This is a genomic window from Streptomyces sp. NPDC088762, assembly GCF_044750905.1.
GTDB lineage: Bacteria > Actinomycetota > Actinomycetes > Streptomycetales > Streptomycetaceae > Streptomyces.
In genome coordinates this window covers 723,936-744,071 of sequence record NZ_JBIVKT010000001.1, presented here as the reverse complement: position 1 = coordinate 744,071, position 20,136 = coordinate 723,936, and the positions used below count along the sequence as shown (strand labels likewise).

The following is a 20,136-nucleotide window of genomic DNA, read 5'->3' as shown; positions in this document are numbered from 1 at the left end:
GGGTCGGGACCGGCCGGACGCCACGAAAGGCGCCCCTGCCGAAGATCCAGCTCGGCGGCCGATAACCTTACGTGTCCACTCTGGGCAGGGATCATCCGCGCAGCACGGACAAATGACGCACGCACTCATGCGAAAGGCCTGGCCCATGGGTATTCGGAGCTTGTTGCGCAAGGTGTTCGGACGGTCTGCGGAAGCCGTTCCGGAGACGTCGGACTCCACTTCTGCGGCCGTCCCCAGCCAGGCGGAACGCACCCCGCTGGACGTGGCGGCCGAGCTGGTGGCGGCGTCCTTCGACAACCCCACCGTTCCGCCGCAGTCCGCCCCGCGGGACCGCGAACCGGGCACCGTCCTCACGGCCCCGGCGCCCGACCCGGCCCCGTCCCAGGCGCAGGCGCAGGGACAGGGGCAGGCGCCGACGCAGGGACAGGCGCCGGACCCGACGGTCCCGGAGGCCCGCCGCCCCGAGTCTGCGACGGTTCAGCAGCCCCCGGCCGCCGAGCCGAAGCCGGAACCCGCCGCCGCCGAGCAGGAGGCTCCCGCCCCCGAGCCGGAGCCGGAGACCCAGCCCGTGGCCGTCACGGCCGAGCCCGAGGCCGCCGCCCCCGAGGCGGAGGCACCGGCCGAGCCCGAGGTCGTGGCCGACGAGGCCGCCCCCGCACCGGAGGCGGAGTCCGGGGTCACGGCCGAGGTCGCCCCCGAGGCGGAGGCCGAGCCCGAGGTCGAGGCCGAGCCCGTGTCGGCCGAGACGGCGCCCGAGGCCGTGGCCGCCGAGGCCGAGGCCGAGCCCGTCGCCGAGACGGCACCCGAGGCGGAGCCGGTGGCCGCCGAGGCCGAGGTCGCCGCCCCCGTGGCGGAGGCCGAGCCCGAGACCGAGCCCGAGCCGGTCGCGGCGGCGGAGCCCGTCGCCGTCGAGGCCGGCACCGAGGACGCGGCCGCCGCGGAGCCCGCGGCCCCCGCGCACGCACTGGCGAGCGTCAAGCGGCGGGCGCCCGGCGTGCTCGCGGCGTACAAGGCGGCCGGCCAGGTGCTGCGGGGCAAGGGGAAGACCGGGGCGCGCGCCAAGGTGTACCTGGTGCTGGACCGCTCCGGCTCGATGCGCGGGTTCTACAAGGACGGCAGCGCCCAGCACCTCGCCGACCACGCCCTCGCCCTCGCCGCGCACCTCGACGACGAGGCGACCGTGCACACCGTCTTCTTCTCCACCGAGGTGGACGGGACCGCCGACCTGACCCTGGACGACCACCAGGACTGGGTGGAGGCCCGCCACGCCGAGCTCGGCCGGATGGGCCGCACCAGCTACCACGTGGCCGTCGAGGCCGTCGTCGAGCGCTACCAGAAGGACGGCGAGGGCCCGGCCCTGGTCGTGTTCCAGACGGACGGCGCGCCCGACAACCGCCAGCCGGCCCGCCAGGCCATCGCCGACGCGGCCACCACCGCCCCCGGCATCCACTGGCAGTTCGTCGCGTTCGGCGACCACGACTCCAAGGCCTTCGACTTCCTGCGCAAGCTGGACGCCGAGAACGCCGGGTTCTTCCACGCCGGCCCCGCCCCCGCGGAGCTGAGCTCGGCCGCGCTCCTCAAGGGCATCCTCGAGCGCTTCTAGCAGCCGCACCACGCGCAAGGGCCCGGGGTCACAGACCCCGGGCCCTTACGCGTACGGCTACGGCTACGGCTAGCGCGCAGCGTCCGGGTGGACGGCCTCCGCGATCGGCTTCGCGTCCGCCGGCTTCGTCTCCACCGGCTTGCGCAGTGCGATGTTCAACTCCCGCAGGCGGGACTCCTCCAGCACCGTCGGCGCGCCCATCATCAGGTCCTGGGCGTTGCCGTTCAGCGGGAAGGCGATGGTCTCGCGGATGTTCGGCTCGTCGGCCAGCAGCATGACCATGCGGTCCACGCCCGGGGCGATGCCGCCGTGCGGCGGGGCGCCGAGGCGGAACGCGCGCAGCATACCCGCGAACTCCCGCTCGACGGTCTCGGCCTCGTAGCCCGCGATCTCGAAGGCCTTCAGCATGACCTCGGGCTCGTGGTTGCGGATCGCGCCGGAGGACAGCTCGATGCCGTTGCAGACGATGTCGTACTGCCACGCCAGGATGTCGAGCGGGTCCTTCTCCTCCAGGTCCTTCATGCCGCCCTGGGGCATGGAGAAGGGGTTGTGCGAGAAGTCGATCTTGCCCGTCTCCTCGTCCTTCTCGTACATCGGGAAGTCGACGATCCAGCAGAACCGGAAGACGTTCTCCTCGAACTGCCCGGCGCGCTTGGCGGCTTCGACGCGGACCGGGCCCATGATCTTGGAGACCTCGTCGAACTCGCCGGCGCCGAAGAACACGGCGTGGCCGGGGGTCAGGCCCAGGCGCTCGGTGAGGACCTTGACGTTCTCCTCGGTGAGGAACTTGGCGATCGGGCCGGTCAGCGAACCGTCCTCGCCGACGCGGACCCACGCCAGGCCCTTGGCGCCCAGCGAGATCGCGTACTCGCCGAGGCCGTCGAAGAACTTGCGCGGCTGCGCGGCGGTGTCCGGCACGGCCAGGGCGCGCACGTGCTTGCCGGCGAACGCCTTGAACTCCGAGGCCTCGAAGACGTCGGTGATGTCGACGAGCTCCAGCTTGGCGCGCAGGTCGGGCTTGTCGTTGCCGTACTTCAGCATCGACTCGCGGAACGGGATCCGCGGGAACGGCGAGGTGACCTCGCGGCCGTTGCCGAACTCGGTGAAGATCTCCGTCATCAGCCGCTCGATGGGCTGGAAGACGTCCTCCTGCTCGACGAAGGACATCTCCACGTCGAGCTGGTAGAACTCGCCCGGCGAACGGTCGGCGCGGGCGTCCTCGTCGCGGAAGCAGGGCGCGATCTGGAAGTACCGGTCGAAGCCGGAGATCATCAGCAGCTGCTTGAACTGCTGCGGGGCCTGCGGCAGGGCGTAGAACTTGCCCGGGTTCAGGCGGGAGGGGACGACGAAGTCACGGGCGCCCTCGGGGGAGGTCGCGGTGAGGATCGGGGTCGCCATCTCGTTGAAGCCGAGGGCCACCATCTTCGAGCGGATCGAGGCGATGACGGCCGAGCGCAGCATGATGTTGTCGTGCATGCGCTTGCGGCGCAGGTCGAGGAAGCGGTACTCCAGGCGCCGCTCCTCGTTCACACCGTCGTCGGTGTTGATGGTGAAGGGCAGCGGGGCGGCCGCGCCGAGCACCTCGACCTCGACGGCCTCGATCTCGATCTCGCCGGTCGGCAGCTCGGAGTTGATGTTCTCGGCGCCGCGCGAGACGACCTTGCCGTCGACCCGGACCACGGTCTCCTTGGAGAGCTTGTCCAGGACCTCGGCGGCGGCGGTGCCGGGACGGGCGACGAGCTGCGTGATGCCGTAGTGGTCCCGCAGATCGATGAAGAGGATGCCGCCCAGGTCTCGACGATTGTGCAGCCAGCCGCTCAGCCGGACGTCGGCGCCGACGTCAGAGGCACGGAGCTCGCCGCACGTGTGGGACCTGTACCGATGCATCAGTCATCCAGTTCTTCGCGATACCAGGGTGGACTCAACCCTTGCAAGGTTACCGTCCGAGAGGGACAGCTCGCGGGCACGCCCGGACAGGGCGCCGAACAGGCACGTCCGTGGGATGACCTGTAAAGATGACCAGGTGCGCACCGAGGACGTCCTGGCCGCCATCGCGACGGGCCTGTGGCGGTGGGACAACGCCTCCGGGACGGTCACCCTCGACGGCGAGGCCGCCCGGCTCCTCGGGCTGCCCGCCGAGCCCGTGATCCTCCCCGAGGTCGCCGTACGGTCGCGGTTCCACCCGGTGGACTGGAACGAGATCAACGGCATCGTCAACCTGGCCGTGGCCGAGGACACCCTCGCCGAGGCCCGGCTGCGGATCATGGACGAGGACGGGCGTGTCCTGCGCACCGTACGCAGCCGCTCGAAGCCGGTGGAGAACCGGACGGCCGGGGGCCGGGTCGACTACGAGCTGATCGGCACCATCCAGGAGATCGCCGAGCCGCAGCCCGGCACCACGGCCGCGCACACCCCGATCACCGGCGACTGGCGGCGCTCCCGCGAGGCCTTCCTCCTCGACGCGGGACGCGCGCTGGCGGAGGCCCGCTCCACGGAGGAGGTGCTGCGGGTCGCGGCCTCGCTGTCCATGCCCGGCTTCAGCCCGGACGGGCTGGCCGTCTTCGGCGTGTCCGGGGACCGGCTGTCGATCATCGGGCACCACGGGCACGACGCCGGGGACGAGACCCCCTTCGCGGACATGCGGCTGGAGACGGACTACCCGGCCGCGGAGGTCGTCCGTACCGGCCGGGCGATCTACCTCCCCAGCCCCGAGGACTACAAACGGCGCTTTCCGGCCACCTGGCCGCTCGTCCAGCGCTTCGGGCGGACCGCCTGGGCCTTCCTGCCCCTGATCGTCGCCGGGCGGACGATGGGCGCCTGGATGGCCGCCTTCAAGCACCCGGTGTCCTTCTCCCCCGACGAGCGGTCCGTCCTGACGACCGTGGCACGGATGCTGGCCCAGGCGCTCCAGCGCGCCGGGGTGGCCGAGAGCGAGCGGGAACTCACCACCGGCCTCCAGCGGTCGATGATGCCGCAGCTCGGCCCCGAGATCCCCGGCATGCGGATCGCGGCACGCTACGTCCCGACCGGCGGCGGGCTGCAGGTGGGCGGCGACTGGTACGACATGATCCCGCTGCCCTCGGGACGGTTCGCCCTGGTCATCGGCGACGTCCAGGGCCACGACGTCCGCGCGGCGAGCCTGATGGGCCAGCTGCGGATCGCGGTACGGGCGTACGCCTCGGAGGGCCACCGGCCCGACGCCGTGCTCTCCCGCGCCTCCCGCTTCCTCGCCGGGCTGTGCTCCTCGCAGGAGCCGGAGGCCTACGAGGGGGCCGGGGACGCCGAGGACGCCGACTTCCGCAGCCCGCGCTTCGCGACCTGCCTCTACGTGGAGTGCGACCCCCGGACCGGCATGCTGGAGGTGGCCCGCGCCGGCCACCCCGACCCGGCGATCCGGATGACGGACGGCACCGTCCTGATGCGCCCCACCGCGGGCGGGCTCCCCCTCGGGATCGTCCCCGACACCGACTACCCCACCACCGGCTTCACCCTGGAGCCCGGCGAAACGATGATGCTCTGCACCGACGGGCTCATCGAGACCGGCGGCCACGACCTGGACACCGGCTGGGCCCGGCTGCGCGCCGTCCTGGAGTCCGACCCGGACGAGTCCGGGACGGGGCCGACGCCCGGTCACCTCGAACGGCTGGCGGACCTGCTGGTCCAGGCCGTGCACGGGCCCTCCTCGCACCACACCACCGGCCCGCTGGCCGACCGCCGCGAGGACGACATAGCCGTCGTGCTGCTGTGCCGCGAGGGAGGGGTCTGCGGCTGCGGCGCCCCGCACCCGGCCCGGCCGGCCCGCCGCACGATGCTGACCGTGGCCCAGGCCGAGCCGGAGCGGGTCGCGGGCGCGCGCCGGCAGATCCGCGAGCTGCTGCACGACTGGGCCGACGAGGAGCAGGTGGACTCGGCGGTGCTGATGGTCTCCGAGATGGTGACCAACGTACTGACGCACACCGACGGCGACGCCCTGCTGGTGGCGGAGGCCGTCGGCGAGCTGGGCGAGCGCCGGCTGCGCATCGAGGTCGCGGACGCGAGCGACGAGCTCCCGCACAAGCGGCACCCGGGCGAGATGGCCTCCAGCGGCCGCGGGGTGCTGCTGATGGAGATGCTGGCCGACACCTGGGGCGTGGACCCGCAGGGCGAGGGCAAGTCGATCTGGTTCGAGCTGTACGAGCGGTCGAAACCCGACCCCGACCCGCTGGACTGACGGCCCCGCCGGCGGGCGGCTCCGTGCTTGGATACAGCCGTGCCGACACCGCAGACCCCACCGGCCGCCCTGCTGCCCGAGCCCGTGCGCCGGGTCGCCGCCTGGTGCGCCGTCGTCCTCCTCGTCACCGCCGTGCTGGCCCTCGTCGTATGGCTGTGCTCCGTCTTCCGGACGGTCGTCACGCCGGTCCTGCTCGCCGTGCTGGGCACGGCCCTGCTCGGGCCGCTGCACCGGCGCCTGGTGCGCATGGGGGTCAACCGCTCCCTCGCCGCGGCCCTCACGTGCCTCGCCGTGCTCGCGGTCGTCGGCGGGACCGCGTACGTCGTCGTCCTCGCGCTCATCGAGACGGGTGACCAGATCGTCGACGCGCTCCGGCGGGCCGGCCAGAGCCTCGCGCAGCACTTCGGGGCGGTCGGCACCTCGCTGGACGACATGGCGAAGAACTCCAAGGACCTGCTCGCCAAGTTCGGCGGCACGGCCGCCTCGGGCGTGGTCACCGGGCTCAGCGTGGTCGGCACCGTGATCGGGACGGCCCTGCTGGCGCTGGTGCTGATCTTCTTCTTCCTCCGCGACTCCGACCGGGCCGCCGGGGCGCTGCGCGCGCTGGTCCCGAACCGTTCGGGCGACCTGGTGGAGGCCATGGGACGGCGCGCCTTCGGGGCCGTCGAGGGCTTCATGCGCGGAACCACCTTCGTGGCACTGATCGACGCCGTCCTCATCGGGACGGGTCTGCTGGTGCTCCGCGTGCCGGGGGCGGTGGGGCTGGCCGCCCTGGTGTTCGTGACGGCCTACATCCCCTACCTCGGCGCCATCCTCTCGGGCGCCGTGGCGGTCCTGGTCGCCCTCGCCGACCGGGGCTGGGCCATCGCCCTGTGGGCGCTGGGGGTGGTGGTGGCGGTCCAGATGATCGAGGGCCACGTGCTCCAGCCCGTGGTGCAGAGCCGCACCGTGCAGATGCACCCGGCGGTGGTGATGCTGGCCATCGCGGCCGGGGCGAGCGTCGCCGGCATCCTCGGCATGCTGCTCGCGGTGCCGCTGACGGCGGCCGCCTTCGGGGTGGTCTCGGAACTGCGGTCCCGCTACGGCGCCGAAGCAACGGCCTGATCCGGTCGGCCGCGCGCGGCGACCGGGCGCGACCGGGCGCGACCGGCCTACTGCACCTGGTCCGCGAGGGCGCTCGCCAGGCTCTCGACCTTGGCCCGGCCCAGGGAGGTGCGCCCGTCCTCGCCGACGCTGACCAGCAGGTACGCGTCCCCGTCACCGTCGGGCTTCAGCCGTACGCCGGCGACGTTGCCGCTCCCCGTCACGACCGGCTCGCCGGTCTCGGCCTCGCCGACCTGCTTCATGTAGGCGGTGAGGTCGTCGAGGGACATCCCGGCCAGCTGCTGGGTGAGGGGCGCGAGCTGGTTGCCCGCCGAGGGGTTGCGCGTGACGACGGTGCGGACCTCGAGGTCCTCCTGGCCGATGTGGAAGGTGCAGCTCACCAGCGCGCCGGGGTTCTCGGCCAGCGGGGATCCGGGGGGCGCGTTCTTGCCGCCGTCGCCGGTGGCGAGGGGTTCGCCGGTGTCCTTCACCGGCCCGGGTCCGGTCGGGGCGTCCACTCCGGCGGTCTTCGCCGCCTTGGTGAGGTCGTAGGGCAGCGGGCACGAGTCGGCTCCCCTGGGCGGCATGCCGTCGACCGTCTTGGTGAGCCCGTCCAGGCTCAGGGGTGACGCTCCGCCGCTCTGGCAGCCGGCCAGCAGGGCCGCTGCCGTCACGGCGGCGATCGTCAGGCCGTACCGGCGGTGTGTCACGAGCGCTCCCGGTGCCGAGGAAAACCCGATCATATGCACAGCCCGGGAGACGGCGGCGGGCCCGGTACGCCGCCCCTGCGACGTCCGGGCCCGCGGGTCCCGCTCGGCCCTGCGGCCGGTCAGTCCTCGTCCGGCTCGCCCGCGCCCCGGTGGCCCAGCCCGGTCCGCGCGGTGGTCGGGATGGTGCCGAGGCGGCCCGCCTGGAAATCGTCGAAGGCCTGCTGGAGTTCGTGCCGGCTGTTCATGACGAACGGCCCGTAGTGCGCCATCGGCTCCCGGATCGGACGGCCGCCGAGGAGCACGACCTCCAGGGCCGGGGCGTTGGAGTCCTGGGACTCGTCCGCCCGCAGCGTGAGCGAGCCGCCCTCGCCGAAGACGGCCGTCTGCCCGGTGTGGACGGGCCGGCGGTCCTCGCCGACCGAGCCGCGTCCGGCCAGTACGTACGCCAGGGCGTTGAAGTCCTCGCGCCACGGCAGGGTGATCTGCGCGCCGGGGGTGACGGTCGCGTGGATCATCGTGATCGGGGTGTGGGTGATGCCCGGGCCGGCGTGGCCGTCCAGCTCACCGGCGATGATGCGGAGCAGGGCGCCGCCGTCCGGGGTGGACAGCAGCTGGACCTGGCCGCCGCCGATGTCCTGGTAGCGCGGAGGCATCATCTTGTCGGCCGCCGGGAGGTTCACCCACAGCTGGAGGCCGTGGAAGAGCCCGCCGCTGACGACGAGGGCCTCCGGCGGGGCCTCGATGTGCAGGAGGCCCGAACCGGCGGTCATCCACTGGGTGTCGCCGCCGTTGATGACTCCGCCGCCGCCGTGGCTGTCCTGGTGGACGAAGGTTCCGTCGATCAGGTACGTGACGGTCTCGAAGCCCCGGTGGGGGTGCCAGGGGGTGCCCTTGGGCTCGCCCGGCGCGTACTCCACCTCGCCCATCTGGTCCATCATGATGAACGGGTCGAGGTACTGGTAGTTGATCCCCGCGAACGCCCGGCGGACCGGGAATCCCTCACCCTCGAAACCACCGGGGGCGGTCGTGACGGCCAGCACCTTGCGGGTGATCGTCTCCTGAGCGGGCTCCGCGACGCGAGGGAGCGTCAACGGGTTCTCCACAGTCACTGCAGGCATGGTCGGAACCTCCTTCTGCGTCGAGTTTAGTTGAAACCCGAACTTTCTGCCACACCTGCAGAACAGCGCTCCGCTCCCTGTCATTCCCGCGTCAACCTGCGACCCGGATCAGCCGTCCTCACAGCGGGGAAGACCACGCACGACCGTCAAGGGGACACCGCATGACCAGCACTTCCGGCACGTTCTTGAAACCCCTGGGCGCCTCGGCGGCGCTCGTCGCCCTCGGCTGGGCGGCCTGGCGGTGGGCGGCGACCGGCATGCCGATGACGCCGCTGCCCGGTTCGCCGTGGCCGTACCTGGCCACCTGGGGCGCGCTCTGCCTGGCCGGCTGCCTGCTCCTGCGGTGGGCGACGGCACGCCGCGGGGCCGAGGGGACCGACTACGTCGTCGGCGTACTCGCCTTCGCGGGCGTCCGGCTCTCCCTCGCGCACCGGCCGGAACTGCCGCTGCTGTGGACGTACGCCGCGGTGGCCCTGGCGGCCGGCGCGGTGGCGGCCGGCCTCCTGTGGTGGCGCACGCCCCGCCGCGCCTGAAAAAACGGCGCAGGGCCCGCCCCCGGCCGCGGACTGCGGCGGGGACGGGCCCTCGGCTTACGAGCTGCGGGCCACCGGGCTGGCGGGCTACGGCGTGACGACCACCGAGTTGATCGGCGTGAGGTTCACCCACCACAGGTCGTCCTGGTACATCGTGTAGCAGGTGCCCGTGCCGTTCCAGCCGGTGCAGAGCTTGAACTTCCAGCCGTCGGTCTGGTTGTTCTTCACGTAGTGGTAGTTCTCCTGGCCGCTCAGGTTGTAGGTCCCCGCCTGCCGGTACTGGTGGGTCGGGCCGGTGTTCAGGGCGGCGCCCGCTCCCCAGATGCACGCGTTGCCGGAATGGCAGCCGTAGAAGTCCTGGTCCGACGCGGCCGCCGGCGAAGCCGCCAGGACCCCCGTGCCCAGCGCCAGCATCCCGGTGGCCGCCACCGCGGCGAGCTTCGTCCGGATCGACGTACGAGCCATCACTGCCTCCTCGTGGATGGGGCGGAGGGCCCCCCGTGGATTCCCTCCGCAGCACCGATACTCCGGAGGCCACGCCGCCGCCGCGATCGTTTCGGGCACGCCCGAAAGGTCAGCCGCCGCTGTGCAGCAGGTCCACGCCCAGGCCCGTCACCGAGTGCAGGACCGCCTTCCCGTCCCGTTCCGTGGTGATCAGCCCGGCCGCGCGCAGGGTGCGGGTGTGTTCCGAGACCGAGGGGAGGCTGATGTCGAGGTCCCGGGCCAGTTCGCTGGTCGTGCGCTGCCGGACCAGCTGCTGCAGCACGGCAGCCCTGGTCCGGCCCAGCAGCGCGTCCAGCGCGCCCTCGGCGGCATCGGCCGCGGCCAGGGGAAAGGGGGTGAGCGCCGGGTAGAGCAGGGCGTACGGACCGCCGGGCGGACCGGACAGCAGCGGACGGCCCGTCCAGAAGGACGACGGCATCAGCGTCAGTCCGCGCCCGCCCAGGTGGACCTCGTAGTCCGGCGGGCTGCCCACCTCGAAGGCCGTCCCGGACCAGCGGGCGGCCGGATGCGTGCTCGCGAGGGCCGCCTTGATGCCGTGCGAGGCCAGGAGGCGGGTGCGCCAGGCGACGTCCGCGTGGAAGGACCGCCGTATGCGCGGCCAGTACGGGGCGAGGACCGAGGCGTGCGCGGAGCGCAGCGCCGCGTCCAGGACGTCCCACGCGTCACGGTCCTGACCCCACAGCGCGCGCAGCCAGGAGGCCGAGCCGGGGGCGCGGGCAGCGGCCCGGTGCAGCTGCTCCACGGTGAGCAGCGGGCCCGCGTCGCGCACGAGCACCAGCCCCTCTTCGAGGTCCCGCACGAAGGGCTCGACGAACTCCGGGTTGTCGCCGTCCGGCCGCAGCAGGTCCAGCAGCGGGCGCGCCCGCGCCGGGAACTCCCGCCCGACCCGGCCGCGCCAGCGCCCGAAGACCGCCTGCGCGTCGGTGCGCTGCCAGACCACCAGCGCCAGGGCCAGCTCCACCAGCGGGATCGGCTCGCTCGCGAACGTGACGTTGAACAGGTCCTCGGCCGTGAAGTGCACCCGCAGCATCGCCACCCCCCACAGGCGTCGGTCGGCCGGCCGTACCTAGCCGTACATGCGGCGCATCGCGAAGTCGACCATCTGCTCGACCGCCTTCGCGTCGAAGACCATCCGGTGGTCGCCCTCCATGTCGAGGACGAAGCCGTAGCCGGTGGGCAGCAGGTCGATCACCTCGGCGCCGGTGATCACGAAGTACTTGGACTCCTTGCCGGCGTACCGGCGCAGCTCCTTGAGCGTGGTGAACATCGGGATGACCGGCTGCTGCGTGTTGTGCAGCGCCAGGAACCCCGGGGTGTCGCCGCGCGGGCAGTAGACCTTCGAGGTCGCGAAGATCTGCTGGAAGTCCTCGGCGGAGAGCGACCCCGTGGTGAAGGCCCGCACCGCGTCCGCGAGCGAGGGCGGCGACGGCTCCGGGTACAGCGGCGCCTGCCCGTAGCCTTGCGGCGGCTGGGGTTGGGCGTACTGCTGCTGGGCACCCGGGTTCTGGTCGTAGCCGTACATGGGCCGAAGCCTACCGAGGCCCGGGGCGCCTGGGACGCCGAGTTCCGGTCAGCCGGCCTTGAGGGTGGCGACGAAGGGGGCCCAGGCTGCCGCCGACAGCACGAGAACGGGCCCGTCCGGCCTCTTGGAGTCCCGGACGGGGACGAGTCCGGCAAGCCCGTCCGCTACCTCGACGCAGTCGCCGTTGTCGCCATTGGTGTAGCTGCTCGTCCGCCAGACGGCCTTGGTGAAATCAGTCCCGTAGCTTGCCATTTCGGAGGTCCTCGGCTGTCGATTCGATCATGGCGAGGGACACCTCAGACGACAGTGCGGCGGCCCTGAGCCGATCGTATGCCTTCTTATACCGCTTCACGGTGGCCGGATCATCGATGAGTTGACCGTGATACGGGCCCTCGGTGTACATGACCGGCGGCTCGTCATCGAACTCCATGAGTTTCATCGAGTGGGCCATGAAGGGACTGAGGGGCGCGTTCCACGGGAGGATCTGTGGAACGATCCGGCGACGCCGCGCCAGTGCCGCCACGTGGTCCAGCTGGTCCGCCATCTCCCGGGACGGCAACAGCGGACTCCGCAGCAGCGACTCGTGCATGATCACCCAGTACTCCGGCCGTTGCGGGTCATCGAAGAGCCGTCCCCGCTGGAGTCGGTTCCGCACCTTCGCATCCACCTCCTCCGGCAGGTCCAGCGGGTGCGTGACGTGGGTGATCGCCCGGGTGTACGGCGCCGTGTGAAGCAGTCCGGGAATGAGCGCATGGCCCCACTCCTCGATGGACCTGGCCCGCTTCTCCATCTCGGCGACGGGCGCGAAGTACTCGGCGTGCACGCCCCTCCGGGCGTTCCGGACGTCCTCGCAGCGCCGCTCGAAGAAGCCGTCCGTCGCCAGCACCTGATCCACATGCCGCGCCAGATCCATCGGCATGCGTCGCTGGGCGCGCTCGATCTCGCTCAGGTAGCTGACGCCGTAGAAGCTGCCCTCCACCGTCTGCTGCAGGGTGAGGCCCGCCGCCTCCCGCTTCCAGCGCAGCTCCTTGCCGTAGAGGGCTGGCACGCTCGCCGAGCCGTCAATGTCCTTACTCGCGGCCACCATCGCCCACTTTCCACACTTCGCACTGTGGAGCCGAAACCCTTCCCACGCTACGCCGCACCGCGCCAGCCTGTGAGCAGTTCGTCACACTCCGCACAGGAAGGCACCGGCCATGGGCACCCACCCCCACGACCGCGAGGCCATCGAATGCCTCGACCGGCTCCGCGCAGCCCTCGCAGGGCACGGCATCACCCTCCCCTCCCTCGAACTGCACCTCCTCTCCTACGCGGGGAGCTACACCACCCCACCCCTGATCGCCCTCGGCAACTGCAACCTGGCCACGGCCCACCGGCTGGCCGACGTGCTGACCGGCGTCCGGTGAACGACCTCACCATCCGCCTGCTCGCCGTCCCCAAGGCCGCCGGACTGCTCCGGCACGCCGTGCGCGAGCACCTCGGGGCCGAGGTCTGCCCCGAGGCGGCGGAGCTGTGCGTCAGCGAGCTGCTGAGCAACGTCATCACCCACCTCGGCGAGGGCACCCCGGTCACCCTGCGGATCAGCGGAAGCGGAAGGGCAACCCGTACGCGGGTCGAGCTCACCGATCCCGATCCGCGCGCGTGGCCGGAGCCGCGGCAGGCGACGGACGAGGACGAGTCCGGGCGGGGCCTGGCCCTGCTGGCCGCCGTGGCACTGCGGTGGGGGGTGCGCCGAGGGCCCCGGGGGAAAACGGTGTGGTGCGAGCTGCCGAGAGAGTCGTCACAGTCCCCGCGCTAGGGGTTGCGCCTTATTACTGGTGGGTAGCATCATTACGTTACCGATTGGTATGTACGAGGAACCTGTCTCCCCGAGCCTTAACGGAGCCGTCGCCATGGGGCACTACAAGTCGAATCTCCGCGACATCGAGTTCAACCTCTTCGAGGTGCTCGGCCGCGACAAGCTGTACGGCACCGGTCCGTTCGAGGAGATGGACTCCGAGACCGCCAAGAGCATCCTGGCCGAGCTGGCCCGCCTCGCCGAGAACGAGCTGGCGGAGTCCTTCGCGGACGCGGACCGCAACCCGCCGGTCTTCGACCCGGCCACCAACACCGCGCCCGTCCCCGCGTCCTTCAAGAAGAGCTACGAGGCCTTCATGGACTCGGAGTACTGGCGACTGGGCCTCCCCGAGGAGATCGGCGGCACCGTCTCGCCCCGCTCCCTCATCTGGGCCTACGCGGAGCTGCTGCTCGGCTCGAACCCGGCCGTGTGGATGTACTCCTCCGGCCCGGCGTTCGCCGGCGTCCTCTTCGAAGAGGGCAACGAGGCGCAGAAGAAGATCGCCCAGATAGCCGTCGAGAAGCGCTGGGGCTCCACCATGGTCCTCACCGAGCCGGACGCCGGCTCGGACGTCGGCGCCGGCCGCACCAAGGCCATCCAGCAGGCCGACGGCTCCTGGCACATCGAGGGCGTGAAGCGCTTCATCACGTCCGGTGAGCACGACATGGAGGAGAACATCCTCCACTACGTCCTCGCGCGCCCCGAGGGCCACGGCCCGGGCACCAAGGGCCTGTCCCTCTTCCTGGTCCCGAAGTTCCACTTCGACTGGGAGACCGGCGAGCTGGGCGAGCGCAACGGCGTCTACGCCACGAACGTCGAGCACAAGATGGGCCTGAAGGCCTCCAACACGTGCGAGATGACCTTCGGCGACCAGCACCCCGCCAAGGGCTGGCTGATCGGTGACAAGCACGACGGCATCCGCCAGATGTTCATGATCATCGAGTTCGCCCGGATGATGGTCGGCACGAAGGCCATCGCCACCCTGTCGACCGGCTACCTGAACGCGCTGGAGTACGCCAAGGAGCGTGTGCAGGGCCCGGACCTGGCCAACTTCATGGACAAGACCGCGCCCAAGGTCACCATCACGCACCACCCCGACGTGCGCCGCTCGCTCATGACGCAGAAGGCGTACGCCGAGGGCATGCGCGCCCTCGTGCTCTACACCGCCTCGGTCCAGGACGAGATCCAGATCAAGCAGGCCGCGGGCGAGGACACCACCGCGCTGGTCGGCCTGAACGACCTGCTCCTGCCGATCGTGAAGGGCTACGGCTCGGAGAAGTCGTACGAGCAGCTCGCGCAGTCCCTGCAGACCTTCGGTGGTTCCGGTTACCTGCAGGAATACCCGATCGAGCAGTACATCCGGGACGCCAAGATCGACACCCTCTACGAGGGCACCACGGCGATCCAGGGCCAGGACTTCTTCTTCCGGAAGATCGTCCGCGACCAGGGTGCCTCGCTGAACGTCCTCTCCGAGACGATCAAGAAGTTCCTGGCCGAGGCCGTCGGCGGCGAGGAGCTGGCCCCGGCCCGCGACGCGCTCGCCAAGGCCGCCGTGGACCTGGAGGCCATCGTCGGCCAGATGATCGTCGACCTCACCGCCACCGGCGAGGACGTCAAGAACATCTACAAGGTCGGCCAGAACACCACCCGCCTGCTGATGGCCTCGGGTGACGTGGTCGTCGGATACCTGCTGCTCAAGGGCGCGGCCGTGGCCGCCGAGAAGCTCGCCACCGCCTCCGCCAAGGACGTGCCGTTCTACACCGGCAAGATCGCCGCCGCGAAGTTCTTCGCCGCGGAGGTCCTGCCGGGCGTCGCGGTCCAGCGCGCGCTGGCCGAGGCCGTCGACAACTCCCTCATGGAGCTCGACGAGGCCGCCTTCTAGGCTCCGGCGCCGCCGGCGCACACCCCCGGACGACCAGCGGCCGGGCCCTCCCGCACGGGGGCCCGGCCGCCGGTCCGTCCGGCCCCGCTCGCCGGTGTGCGGGGCCGTGTGCTGCGGCTTTCCCCGTTGTCGGTGCTTCATGGGACTCTCGTACGTATGAGTGCACAGGAGCAGCAGCGCAGCAGGGGGTACTCCGTCCCCACCGGGCGGCCGTACGCCCTCAAGGAACTCCAGGCGAACGTGGGCGCGCTCGGCGACCGCGTCACCGACCTGTACGACGGCGCGCACCCCGCCGAATACGACGGGATCGCCGACGCGCTGTACGTGGCCTTCCAGACGGCCGCGGCCCTGGCCCCCGCCAAGAGCTACACCGGCTGCCCCGAGCACCCCAACGGCGCCCTCGACCCCGAGGCGCCCGACGGCTGGGGCCGCTGCCTCCTGTGCAACAACCGGCGCCGCCTCGGACAGCGGCTCCAGGGTGGCCGCGCGGCCACCGCCGCGCCGGGCGAGCAGCGGCGCCTCGGCTACCCCGTACCGGACGGCCCGTACACCCTCGACATGCTCCGCCGGTACCTGCGCACCATCGACGAACAGCGCTTCCACCTGACCATCGGCTCCCCCGACCAGGACTTCGTCCGCATCGCCGACGACCTGCACCGCGCCTTCATCGTCGCCCGCGAACTGTCCCGGCCGCGCAACGCCTCCGGCTGCTCCGAGCACCCCGGAGCGCCCATCGACCCCGACGCGCCGCCCGGTGAGGCCTGTATCTTCTGCGCCGGACGCAAGAGACGCGCGCAGCGCTCCGCGCAGACCCCGGAGATGCTCCCGCGCATCCGCCGGGGCGAGCGCAGGCAGCTGCAGCGCCGCTTCGAGCGCCCGCCGGGCTGAGAATCGACGGGACCGCCGAACCACAGGCGCGGGACCAGTCCTCTCGGCCATCCGCCGCAGTCCGGCCATGGCGTACACGACCGTCGTTAAGGTGAACCACATGAGCTCTCCCGCCCGCTTCGACCGCGGCCACACCGACGATCTGATGACCTTCCTGACGGCCAGTCCGTCGCCGTACCACGCCGTGGCCAATGCGGCCGAGCGGCTGGAAAAGGCAGGCTTCAGGCAGTTGTCGGAAACGGACGCCTGGGATGCGGGCACCGGGGGCAAGTTCGTGCTCCGTGGCGGCGCGCTCATCGCCTGGTACGTCCCCGAAGGCGCGGCGGCGCACACCCCGTTCCGGATCATCGGCGCGCACACCGACTCCCCCAACCTGCGCGTCAAGCCGCTCCCGGACACGGGCTCGCAGGGCTGGCGGCAGATCGCCGTCGAGATCTACGGCGGGACGCTGCTCAACACCTGGCTCGACCGCGACCTGGGCCTGGCCGGGCGGCTGACCCTGCGCGACGGCACCGAGCACCTGGTGAACGTGGACCGCGCGCTGCTGCGCGTACCCCAACTGGCCGTGCACCTCGACCGGTCGGTGAACACCGACGGCCTCAAGCTGGACAAGCAGCGGCACATGCAGCCCATCTGGGGCCTGGGCGAGGTCCAGGAGGGCGACCTGATCGCCTTCCTGGAGGAGGAAGAGGGCCTGGAGCAGGGCTCGGTGGCCGGCTGGGACCTGATGGTCCACTCGATCGAGCCGCCCGCCTACCTCGGCCGTGACCGCGAGCTGCTGGCCGGCCCGCGCATGGACAACCTGCTGTCGGTGCACGCGGGCGTCGCCGCGCTGGCCGCCGTCTCCACGGTCGGCAAGCTCGACCACATCCCCGTGCTCGCCGCCTTCGACCACGAGGAGAACGGCTCGCAGTCGGACACCGGCGCGGACGGCCCGCTGCTGGGCAACGTGCTGGAACGTTCAGTCTTCTCGCGCGGCGGCACCTACGAGGACCGCGCGCGGGCCTTCGCCGGCACCGTCTGCCTGTCCTCGGACACCGGCCACGCCGTGCACCCCAACTACGCGGAGCGGCACGACCCCTCGCACCACCCGCGCGCCAACGGCGGCCCGATCCTGAAGGTCAACGTCAACCAGCGGTACGCGACGGACGGCAGCGGCCGGGCCGTCTTCGCGAGCGCCTGCGAGCGGGCCGGCGTGCCGTGGCAGACCTTCGTCTCCAACAACGCGATGCCGTGCGGCACCACCATCGGCCCCATCACGGCCGCGCGCCACGGCATCCAGACCGTGGACATCGGCGTCGCGATCCTGTCGATGCACAGCGCCCGCGAACTGTGCGGCGCGGAGGACCCCTACCTGCTCGCCAACGCGCTGGTGGCCTTCCTGGAGGGCTGAGCCCCGGGAAGGCCACCAGCACGCTTCTGATTACCCCTCGTCGTCCATCCCGGCGAGGACGAGGGGCAGCCGGGCCGCACCGGCGGCGGTGACCTTCACCGGAACGCCCCAGTCCTGCTGGTGGACGTGGCAGGCCGGGTACTCGTTGTCCGGGTCGTCGTCGCAGGACGCCGCCATCGCGGAGACGTGCAGGACGCCCTCCGTGACGCCGTCCGCGAGGACCAGCTCCCGGAAGAGGTCGGTCCCCGGCCCCTCCCCCGCCGCCAGCAGCCCGGGCGGGGTCGAGGAGACCAGCAGGCGCGTCGACGGCCCGTAGCGGTCGTCGAGCTTCTGCCCGGCCGGAGCCCGAAACACCACGTCGAGACGGAGCGTGCCCGGCGCCACCTCGGTCGCGGCGCGCTGCGTGCGGTGGGCGACGGCGTCGACCCGTACGGCCTCCTCCGGCAGCCGCAGCCGGGTCAGCCGGTGGCGGGCGGACTCGACGACCACGATGTCGTCCCCCGCGAGGACGGCGTCGCTGGGCTCGCGCAGGTCGGTGGCGAGCGTCGTCACCTGCCCGGTCGCCGGGTCGAACCGCCGCAGCGCGTGGTTGTACGTGTCGCACACCGCGACCGAGCCGTCCGGCAGGGCGGTGACCCCGAGCGGGTGCTGGAGCAGGGCCTGGCCCGCCTCCCCGTCGCGGTGCCCGAAGTCGAACAGGCCGGTGCCGACGGCCGTCCGGATCACGTAGCCCTCCGGGGTGTCCTCGACGTACCGCAGGGCGCTGGTCTCGGAGTCGGCGATCCACAGCCGGTCCCCGGCCGCCGCGAGCCCGGAGGGCTGGGCGAACCAGGCCTCGGCGGCCGGCCCGTCGTGCAGCCCCTCGTTGGTCGTACCGGCGGCGACCTGCACGGTGCCCGCCTCCGGATCCCACGTCCACAGCTGGTGGACACCGGCCATCGCGATCCACACCCGGCCCTGCCACCAGGCCACGTCCCACGGCGAGGACAGGTCCACGTCCAGCGCCGGCCCGGCGGTGGGCGAGCCCTGCCACCACTGCCGCCCGGTCCCGGCGACCGTCTCCACGGCCCCGGTGGCGGGGTCGTACGTCCGCAGCGCGTGGTTGACGGTGTCGGCGACGACCACCCGCCCGTCGGGCAGCAGCGCCAGGCCCTGCGGCTCGCTGAAGCTCTGCGCGGTGAACCCGCGCTCCCCGCTGCCGATCCGCCGTACGACGCTCTCCCCATCGGCGGCCAGCTCCACGAGCTGGTGCCGCGTCGAGTCGGAGACCAGGAAGTTCCCGGAGGGCAGCGGGAGCGCCTTCCCGGGGAACCGCAGATCGGTCGCCACCGGCTGGGGCGCCACGTACGGGCCGTCACCGCGCCGCAGGGTCCCCTTGGCCTCGTGCTCGGCCTCCAGCTCCTCGACCAGCCGCGCGATGGCGTGCGCGTGCCCCTCCCCGGCGTGCTGCGCGACGACGTACCCCTCGGGGTCGATCACGACGAGCGTGGGCCAGGCCCGTACGGCGTACTGCTTCCACGTCGCGAGCTCGGGGTCGTCGAGGACGGGGTGGTGCACCTCGTAGCGCTCGACGGCGTCGACGACGGCGGCGTGCTCGGCCTCGTGCACGAACTTCGGCGAGTGCACGCCGATGATCACGACGGTGTCGCGGTGCTTCTCCTCCAGCTCGCGCAACTCGTCGAGGACGTGGAGGCAGTTGATGCAGCAAAAGGTCCAAAAATCGAGAATGGTGATCCGTCCCCGCAGGTCGGCGAGGGTGAGGTCTTTCCCGCCGGTGTTCAGCCAACCGCCCTTGCCGATCAGCTCGGGGGCACGGACGCGGGCACGGCGGGGCGCGGGCGCGGGGGTGGGCGCCGGGGCAGCATCGTTCATCCTTCAAGCTTGCCATTCGCATGTGAACCCCCGGTCACGCCGGTGCGATGGCGGCCGGTCAGGGTCAGCTGCGGGAGTACGAGCCGAGGCCGACGAGGCAGTACACGTACTCGTTGATGACGGCGCCGTTGAGGGTGTAGCGGTGGGAGAAGGCGTACTCGGTCTTGGGGTAGTCGTCGCAGCGGTCCATGTCGGAGGTCATGGGGATGCTCCCGATCACCCGGTAGTGGGCGTCGGACGCCGAGCAGGAGACCTCCTCCACGTCGTCGACGCGCTGGGCGGTGGTGGAGTCCGGCAGGGTCCCGTTGAGGCAGGTGCCGCGGTCGTACGGGGTGGGCTCGGCGGGGGCGGCCGGGTAGGTGGGGCTGTACGAGGGCTCGGGCTCGGCGGAGGGGCTGTAGGACGGGCTCGACGAGCTGTACGACGGATACGGCGAAGGCGACCAGCCAGTGCCCGAGGGCGAGGGCGTGGAGGTCTCCGTGGCCGTCGGGGTCGGCGTCGAAGAGGCGGAGGCCTTGCCGTCGGTGTCGCCGTCCCCGGAACCCACCACGACGAGGCCGATGATCACGGCCACGACGACCCCGACCGCCACCAGCCATCCGGCACCCTTCCTGGCGGGCTGCCCGGGCTGCGCCGGCCCGGGGGTCCCGGCCGGCGGCCACCCCTGGATCTGGGACTGCACCTGGGTCGGGGCCTGTGCCTGGGTGATGAACGGGCTCGGCGCGGGCACCGCGGCCCCCGGGGCCGGGGAGACCTTGACCCGCGCCAGCACCTCCTGGCCGCCGACCCGCAGCCGCACCAGTTCACCGTCCCGCGTCCCGGACGGGATGCGCAGGCGGGCGGGGCCGGTCGGCAGGGTCACGGTCTTGATCACGCCGTAGGTGGCCTGCTCGGGGGTGATCGTTATGTCGAGTTCCTGCGACGACACGAGGTGCTCCTAGGGACGAGGGCGCAAGCCGTCGGACGGACCTCCTCGCAGTG

Annotated in this window: 19 protein-coding genes; 9 read left to right on the top strand and 10 right to left on the bottom strand. The window is 72.0% G+C overall.

The annotated features are described in order from the left end of the window. The first annotated feature begins 145 nt into the window (after positions 1-145). Positions 146-1,603, top strand: coding sequence for a VWA domain-containing protein (locus tag ACIP5M_RS03395; protein WP_401191283.1), 1,458 nt, complete (start codon positions 146-148; stop codon positions 1,601-1,603). A gap of 69 nt (positions 1,604-1,672) precedes the next feature. Here the strand turns inward: ACIP5M_RS03395 and aspS are convergent, their stop codons facing one another. Then, positions 1,673-3,490 carry an aspartate--tRNA ligase gene (aspS, locus tag ACIP5M_RS03390; RefSeq protein WP_401191281.1) on the bottom strand — a complete coding sequence of 606 codons (1,818 nt, stop codon included), beginning with the start codon at positions 3,488-3,490 and terminating at the stop codon, positions 1,673-1,675. Positions 3,491-3,626: 136 nt separating this feature from the next. On the opposite strand from aspS, the gene ACIP5M_RS03385 reads away from it, so the two are divergent. Together ACIP5M_RS03385 and ACIP5M_RS03380 are read left to right on the top strand one after the other, a co-directional pair. Continuing rightward, a complete protein-coding gene (locus tag ACIP5M_RS03385) occupies positions 3,627-5,813 on the top strand; it encodes a SpoIIE family protein phosphatase (RefSeq protein ID WP_401191279.1) in 2,187 nt (728 codons plus the stop codon). Between the two features lie 39 nt (positions 5,814-5,852). Further along, positions 5,853-6,917 carry an AI-2E family transporter gene (locus tag ACIP5M_RS03380; protein ID WP_401191277.1) on the top strand — a complete coding sequence of 355 codons (1,065 nt, stop codon included), beginning with the start codon at positions 5,853-5,855 and terminating at the stop codon, positions 6,915-6,917. A gap of 47 nt (positions 6,918-6,964) precedes the next feature. Here the strand turns inward: ACIP5M_RS03380 and ACIP5M_RS03375 are convergent, their stop codons facing one another. Together ACIP5M_RS03375 and ACIP5M_RS03370 are read right to left on the bottom strand one after the other, a co-directional pair. Next, positions 6,965-7,606 (bottom strand): hypothetical protein, encoded by a 642-nt coding sequence (locus ACIP5M_RS03375; RefSeq protein WP_401191275.1) that lies wholly within the window; start codon positions 7,604-7,606, stop codon positions 6,965-6,967. 119 nt (positions 7,607-7,725) lie between these two features. Then, entirely contained in the window at positions 7,726-8,724 is a 999-nt protein-coding gene (locus tag ACIP5M_RS03370; protein ID WP_401191274.1) for a pirin family protein, read from the bottom strand. A gap of 161 nt (positions 8,725-8,885) precedes the next feature. On the opposite strand from ACIP5M_RS03370, the gene ACIP5M_RS03365 reads away from it, so the two are divergent. After that, the gene (locus tag ACIP5M_RS03365) at positions 8,886-9,257 is read left to right on the top strand and encodes a hypothetical protein (RefSeq protein ID WP_401191272.1); all 372 of its coding nucleotides are present in this window, start codon (positions 8,886-8,888) and stop codon (positions 9,255-9,257) included. Positions 9,258-9,344: 87 nt separating this feature from the next. On the opposite strand, the gene ACIP5M_RS03360 is transcribed toward ACIP5M_RS03365, so the two are convergent. From ACIP5M_RS03360 to ACIP5M_RS03340, 5 genes are all read right to left on the bottom strand, one after another. Beyond that, positions 9,345-9,722, bottom strand: a complete 378-nt coding sequence (locus tag ACIP5M_RS03360; RefSeq protein ID WP_401191270.1) for a hypothetical protein — start codon at positions 9,720-9,722, stop codon at positions 9,345-9,347. Positions 9,723-9,831: 109 nt separating this feature from the next. Beyond that, a complete protein-coding gene (locus ACIP5M_RS03355; protein ID WP_401191268.1) occupies positions 9,832-10,791 on the bottom strand; it encodes a helix-turn-helix domain-containing protein in 960 nt (319 codons plus the stop codon). A gap of 36 nt (positions 10,792-10,827) precedes the next feature. After that, complete coding sequence (locus tag ACIP5M_RS03350; protein ID WP_401191266.1) at positions 10,828-11,283, bottom strand: SseB family protein; 456 nt, start codon at positions 11,281-11,283, stop codon at positions 10,828-10,830. Positions 11,284-11,331: 48 nt separating this feature from the next. Beyond that, on the bottom strand, positions 11,332-11,535 hold the full coding sequence (locus ACIP5M_RS03345; RefSeq protein ID WP_401191264.1) for a DUF397 domain-containing protein: 204 nt from the start codon (positions 11,533-11,535) through the stop codon (positions 11,332-11,334). Further along, positions 11,516-12,367 carry a helix-turn-helix transcriptional regulator gene (locus tag ACIP5M_RS03340; protein WP_401191868.1) on the bottom strand — a complete coding sequence of 284 codons (852 nt, stop codon included), beginning with the start codon at positions 12,365-12,367 and terminating at the stop codon, positions 11,516-11,518. Before ACIP5M_RS03340 ends, ACIP5M_RS03345 begins: the two co-directional genes overlap by 20 nt. Positions 12,368-12,479: 112 nt before the next feature. Here ACIP5M_RS03340 and ACIP5M_RS03335 point away from each other — a divergent pair, with 112 nt between their 5' ends. The 5 genes from ACIP5M_RS03335 (at position 12,480) to ACIP5M_RS03315 (ending at position 17,283) form a co-directional block, all read left to right on the top strand. After that, positions 12,480-12,689, top strand: a complete 210-nt coding sequence (locus ACIP5M_RS03335) for a hypothetical protein (RefSeq protein WP_401191262.1) — start codon at positions 12,480-12,482, stop codon at positions 12,687-12,689. Then, complete coding sequence (locus ACIP5M_RS03330; protein WP_401191260.1) at positions 12,686-13,081, top strand: ATP-binding protein; 396 nt, start codon at positions 12,686-12,688, stop codon at positions 13,079-13,081. The genes ACIP5M_RS03335 and ACIP5M_RS03330 overlap by 4 nt, the downstream gene beginning before the upstream one ends. Positions 13,082-13,175: 94 nt before the next feature. Next, positions 13,176-15,002 carry an acyl-CoA dehydrogenase gene (locus tag ACIP5M_RS03325; protein ID WP_401191865.1) on the top strand — a complete coding sequence of 609 codons (1,827 nt, stop codon included), beginning with the start codon at positions 13,176-13,178 and terminating at the stop codon, positions 15,000-15,002. Positions 15,003-15,158: 156 nt separating this feature from the next. Continuing rightward, positions 15,159-15,890 carry a hypothetical protein gene (locus ACIP5M_RS03320; protein WP_401191259.1) on the top strand — a complete coding sequence of 244 codons (732 nt, stop codon included), beginning with the start codon at positions 15,159-15,161 and terminating at the stop codon, positions 15,888-15,890. Between the two features lie 100 nt (positions 15,891-15,990). Next, positions 15,991-17,283, top strand: a complete 1,293-nt coding sequence (locus ACIP5M_RS03315; protein ID WP_401191257.1) for a M18 family aminopeptidase — start codon at positions 15,991-15,993, stop codon at positions 17,281-17,283. 30 nt (positions 17,284-17,313) lie between these two features. On the opposite strand, the gene ACIP5M_RS03310 is transcribed toward ACIP5M_RS03315, so the two are convergent. Both ACIP5M_RS03310 and ACIP5M_RS03305 read right to left on the bottom strand, forming a co-directional pair. Continuing rightward, complete coding sequence (locus ACIP5M_RS03310) at positions 17,314-19,155, bottom strand: NHL domain-containing thioredoxin family protein (protein WP_401191256.1); 1,842 nt, start codon at positions 19,153-19,155, stop codon at positions 17,314-17,316. Positions 19,156-19,219: 64 nt separating this feature from the next. After that, positions 19,220-20,083 carry a hypothetical protein gene (locus ACIP5M_RS03305; protein WP_401191254.1) on the bottom strand — a complete coding sequence of 288 codons (864 nt, stop codon included), beginning with the start codon at positions 20,081-20,083 and terminating at the stop codon, positions 19,220-19,222. Positions 20,084-20,136: the final 53 nt, after the last annotated feature.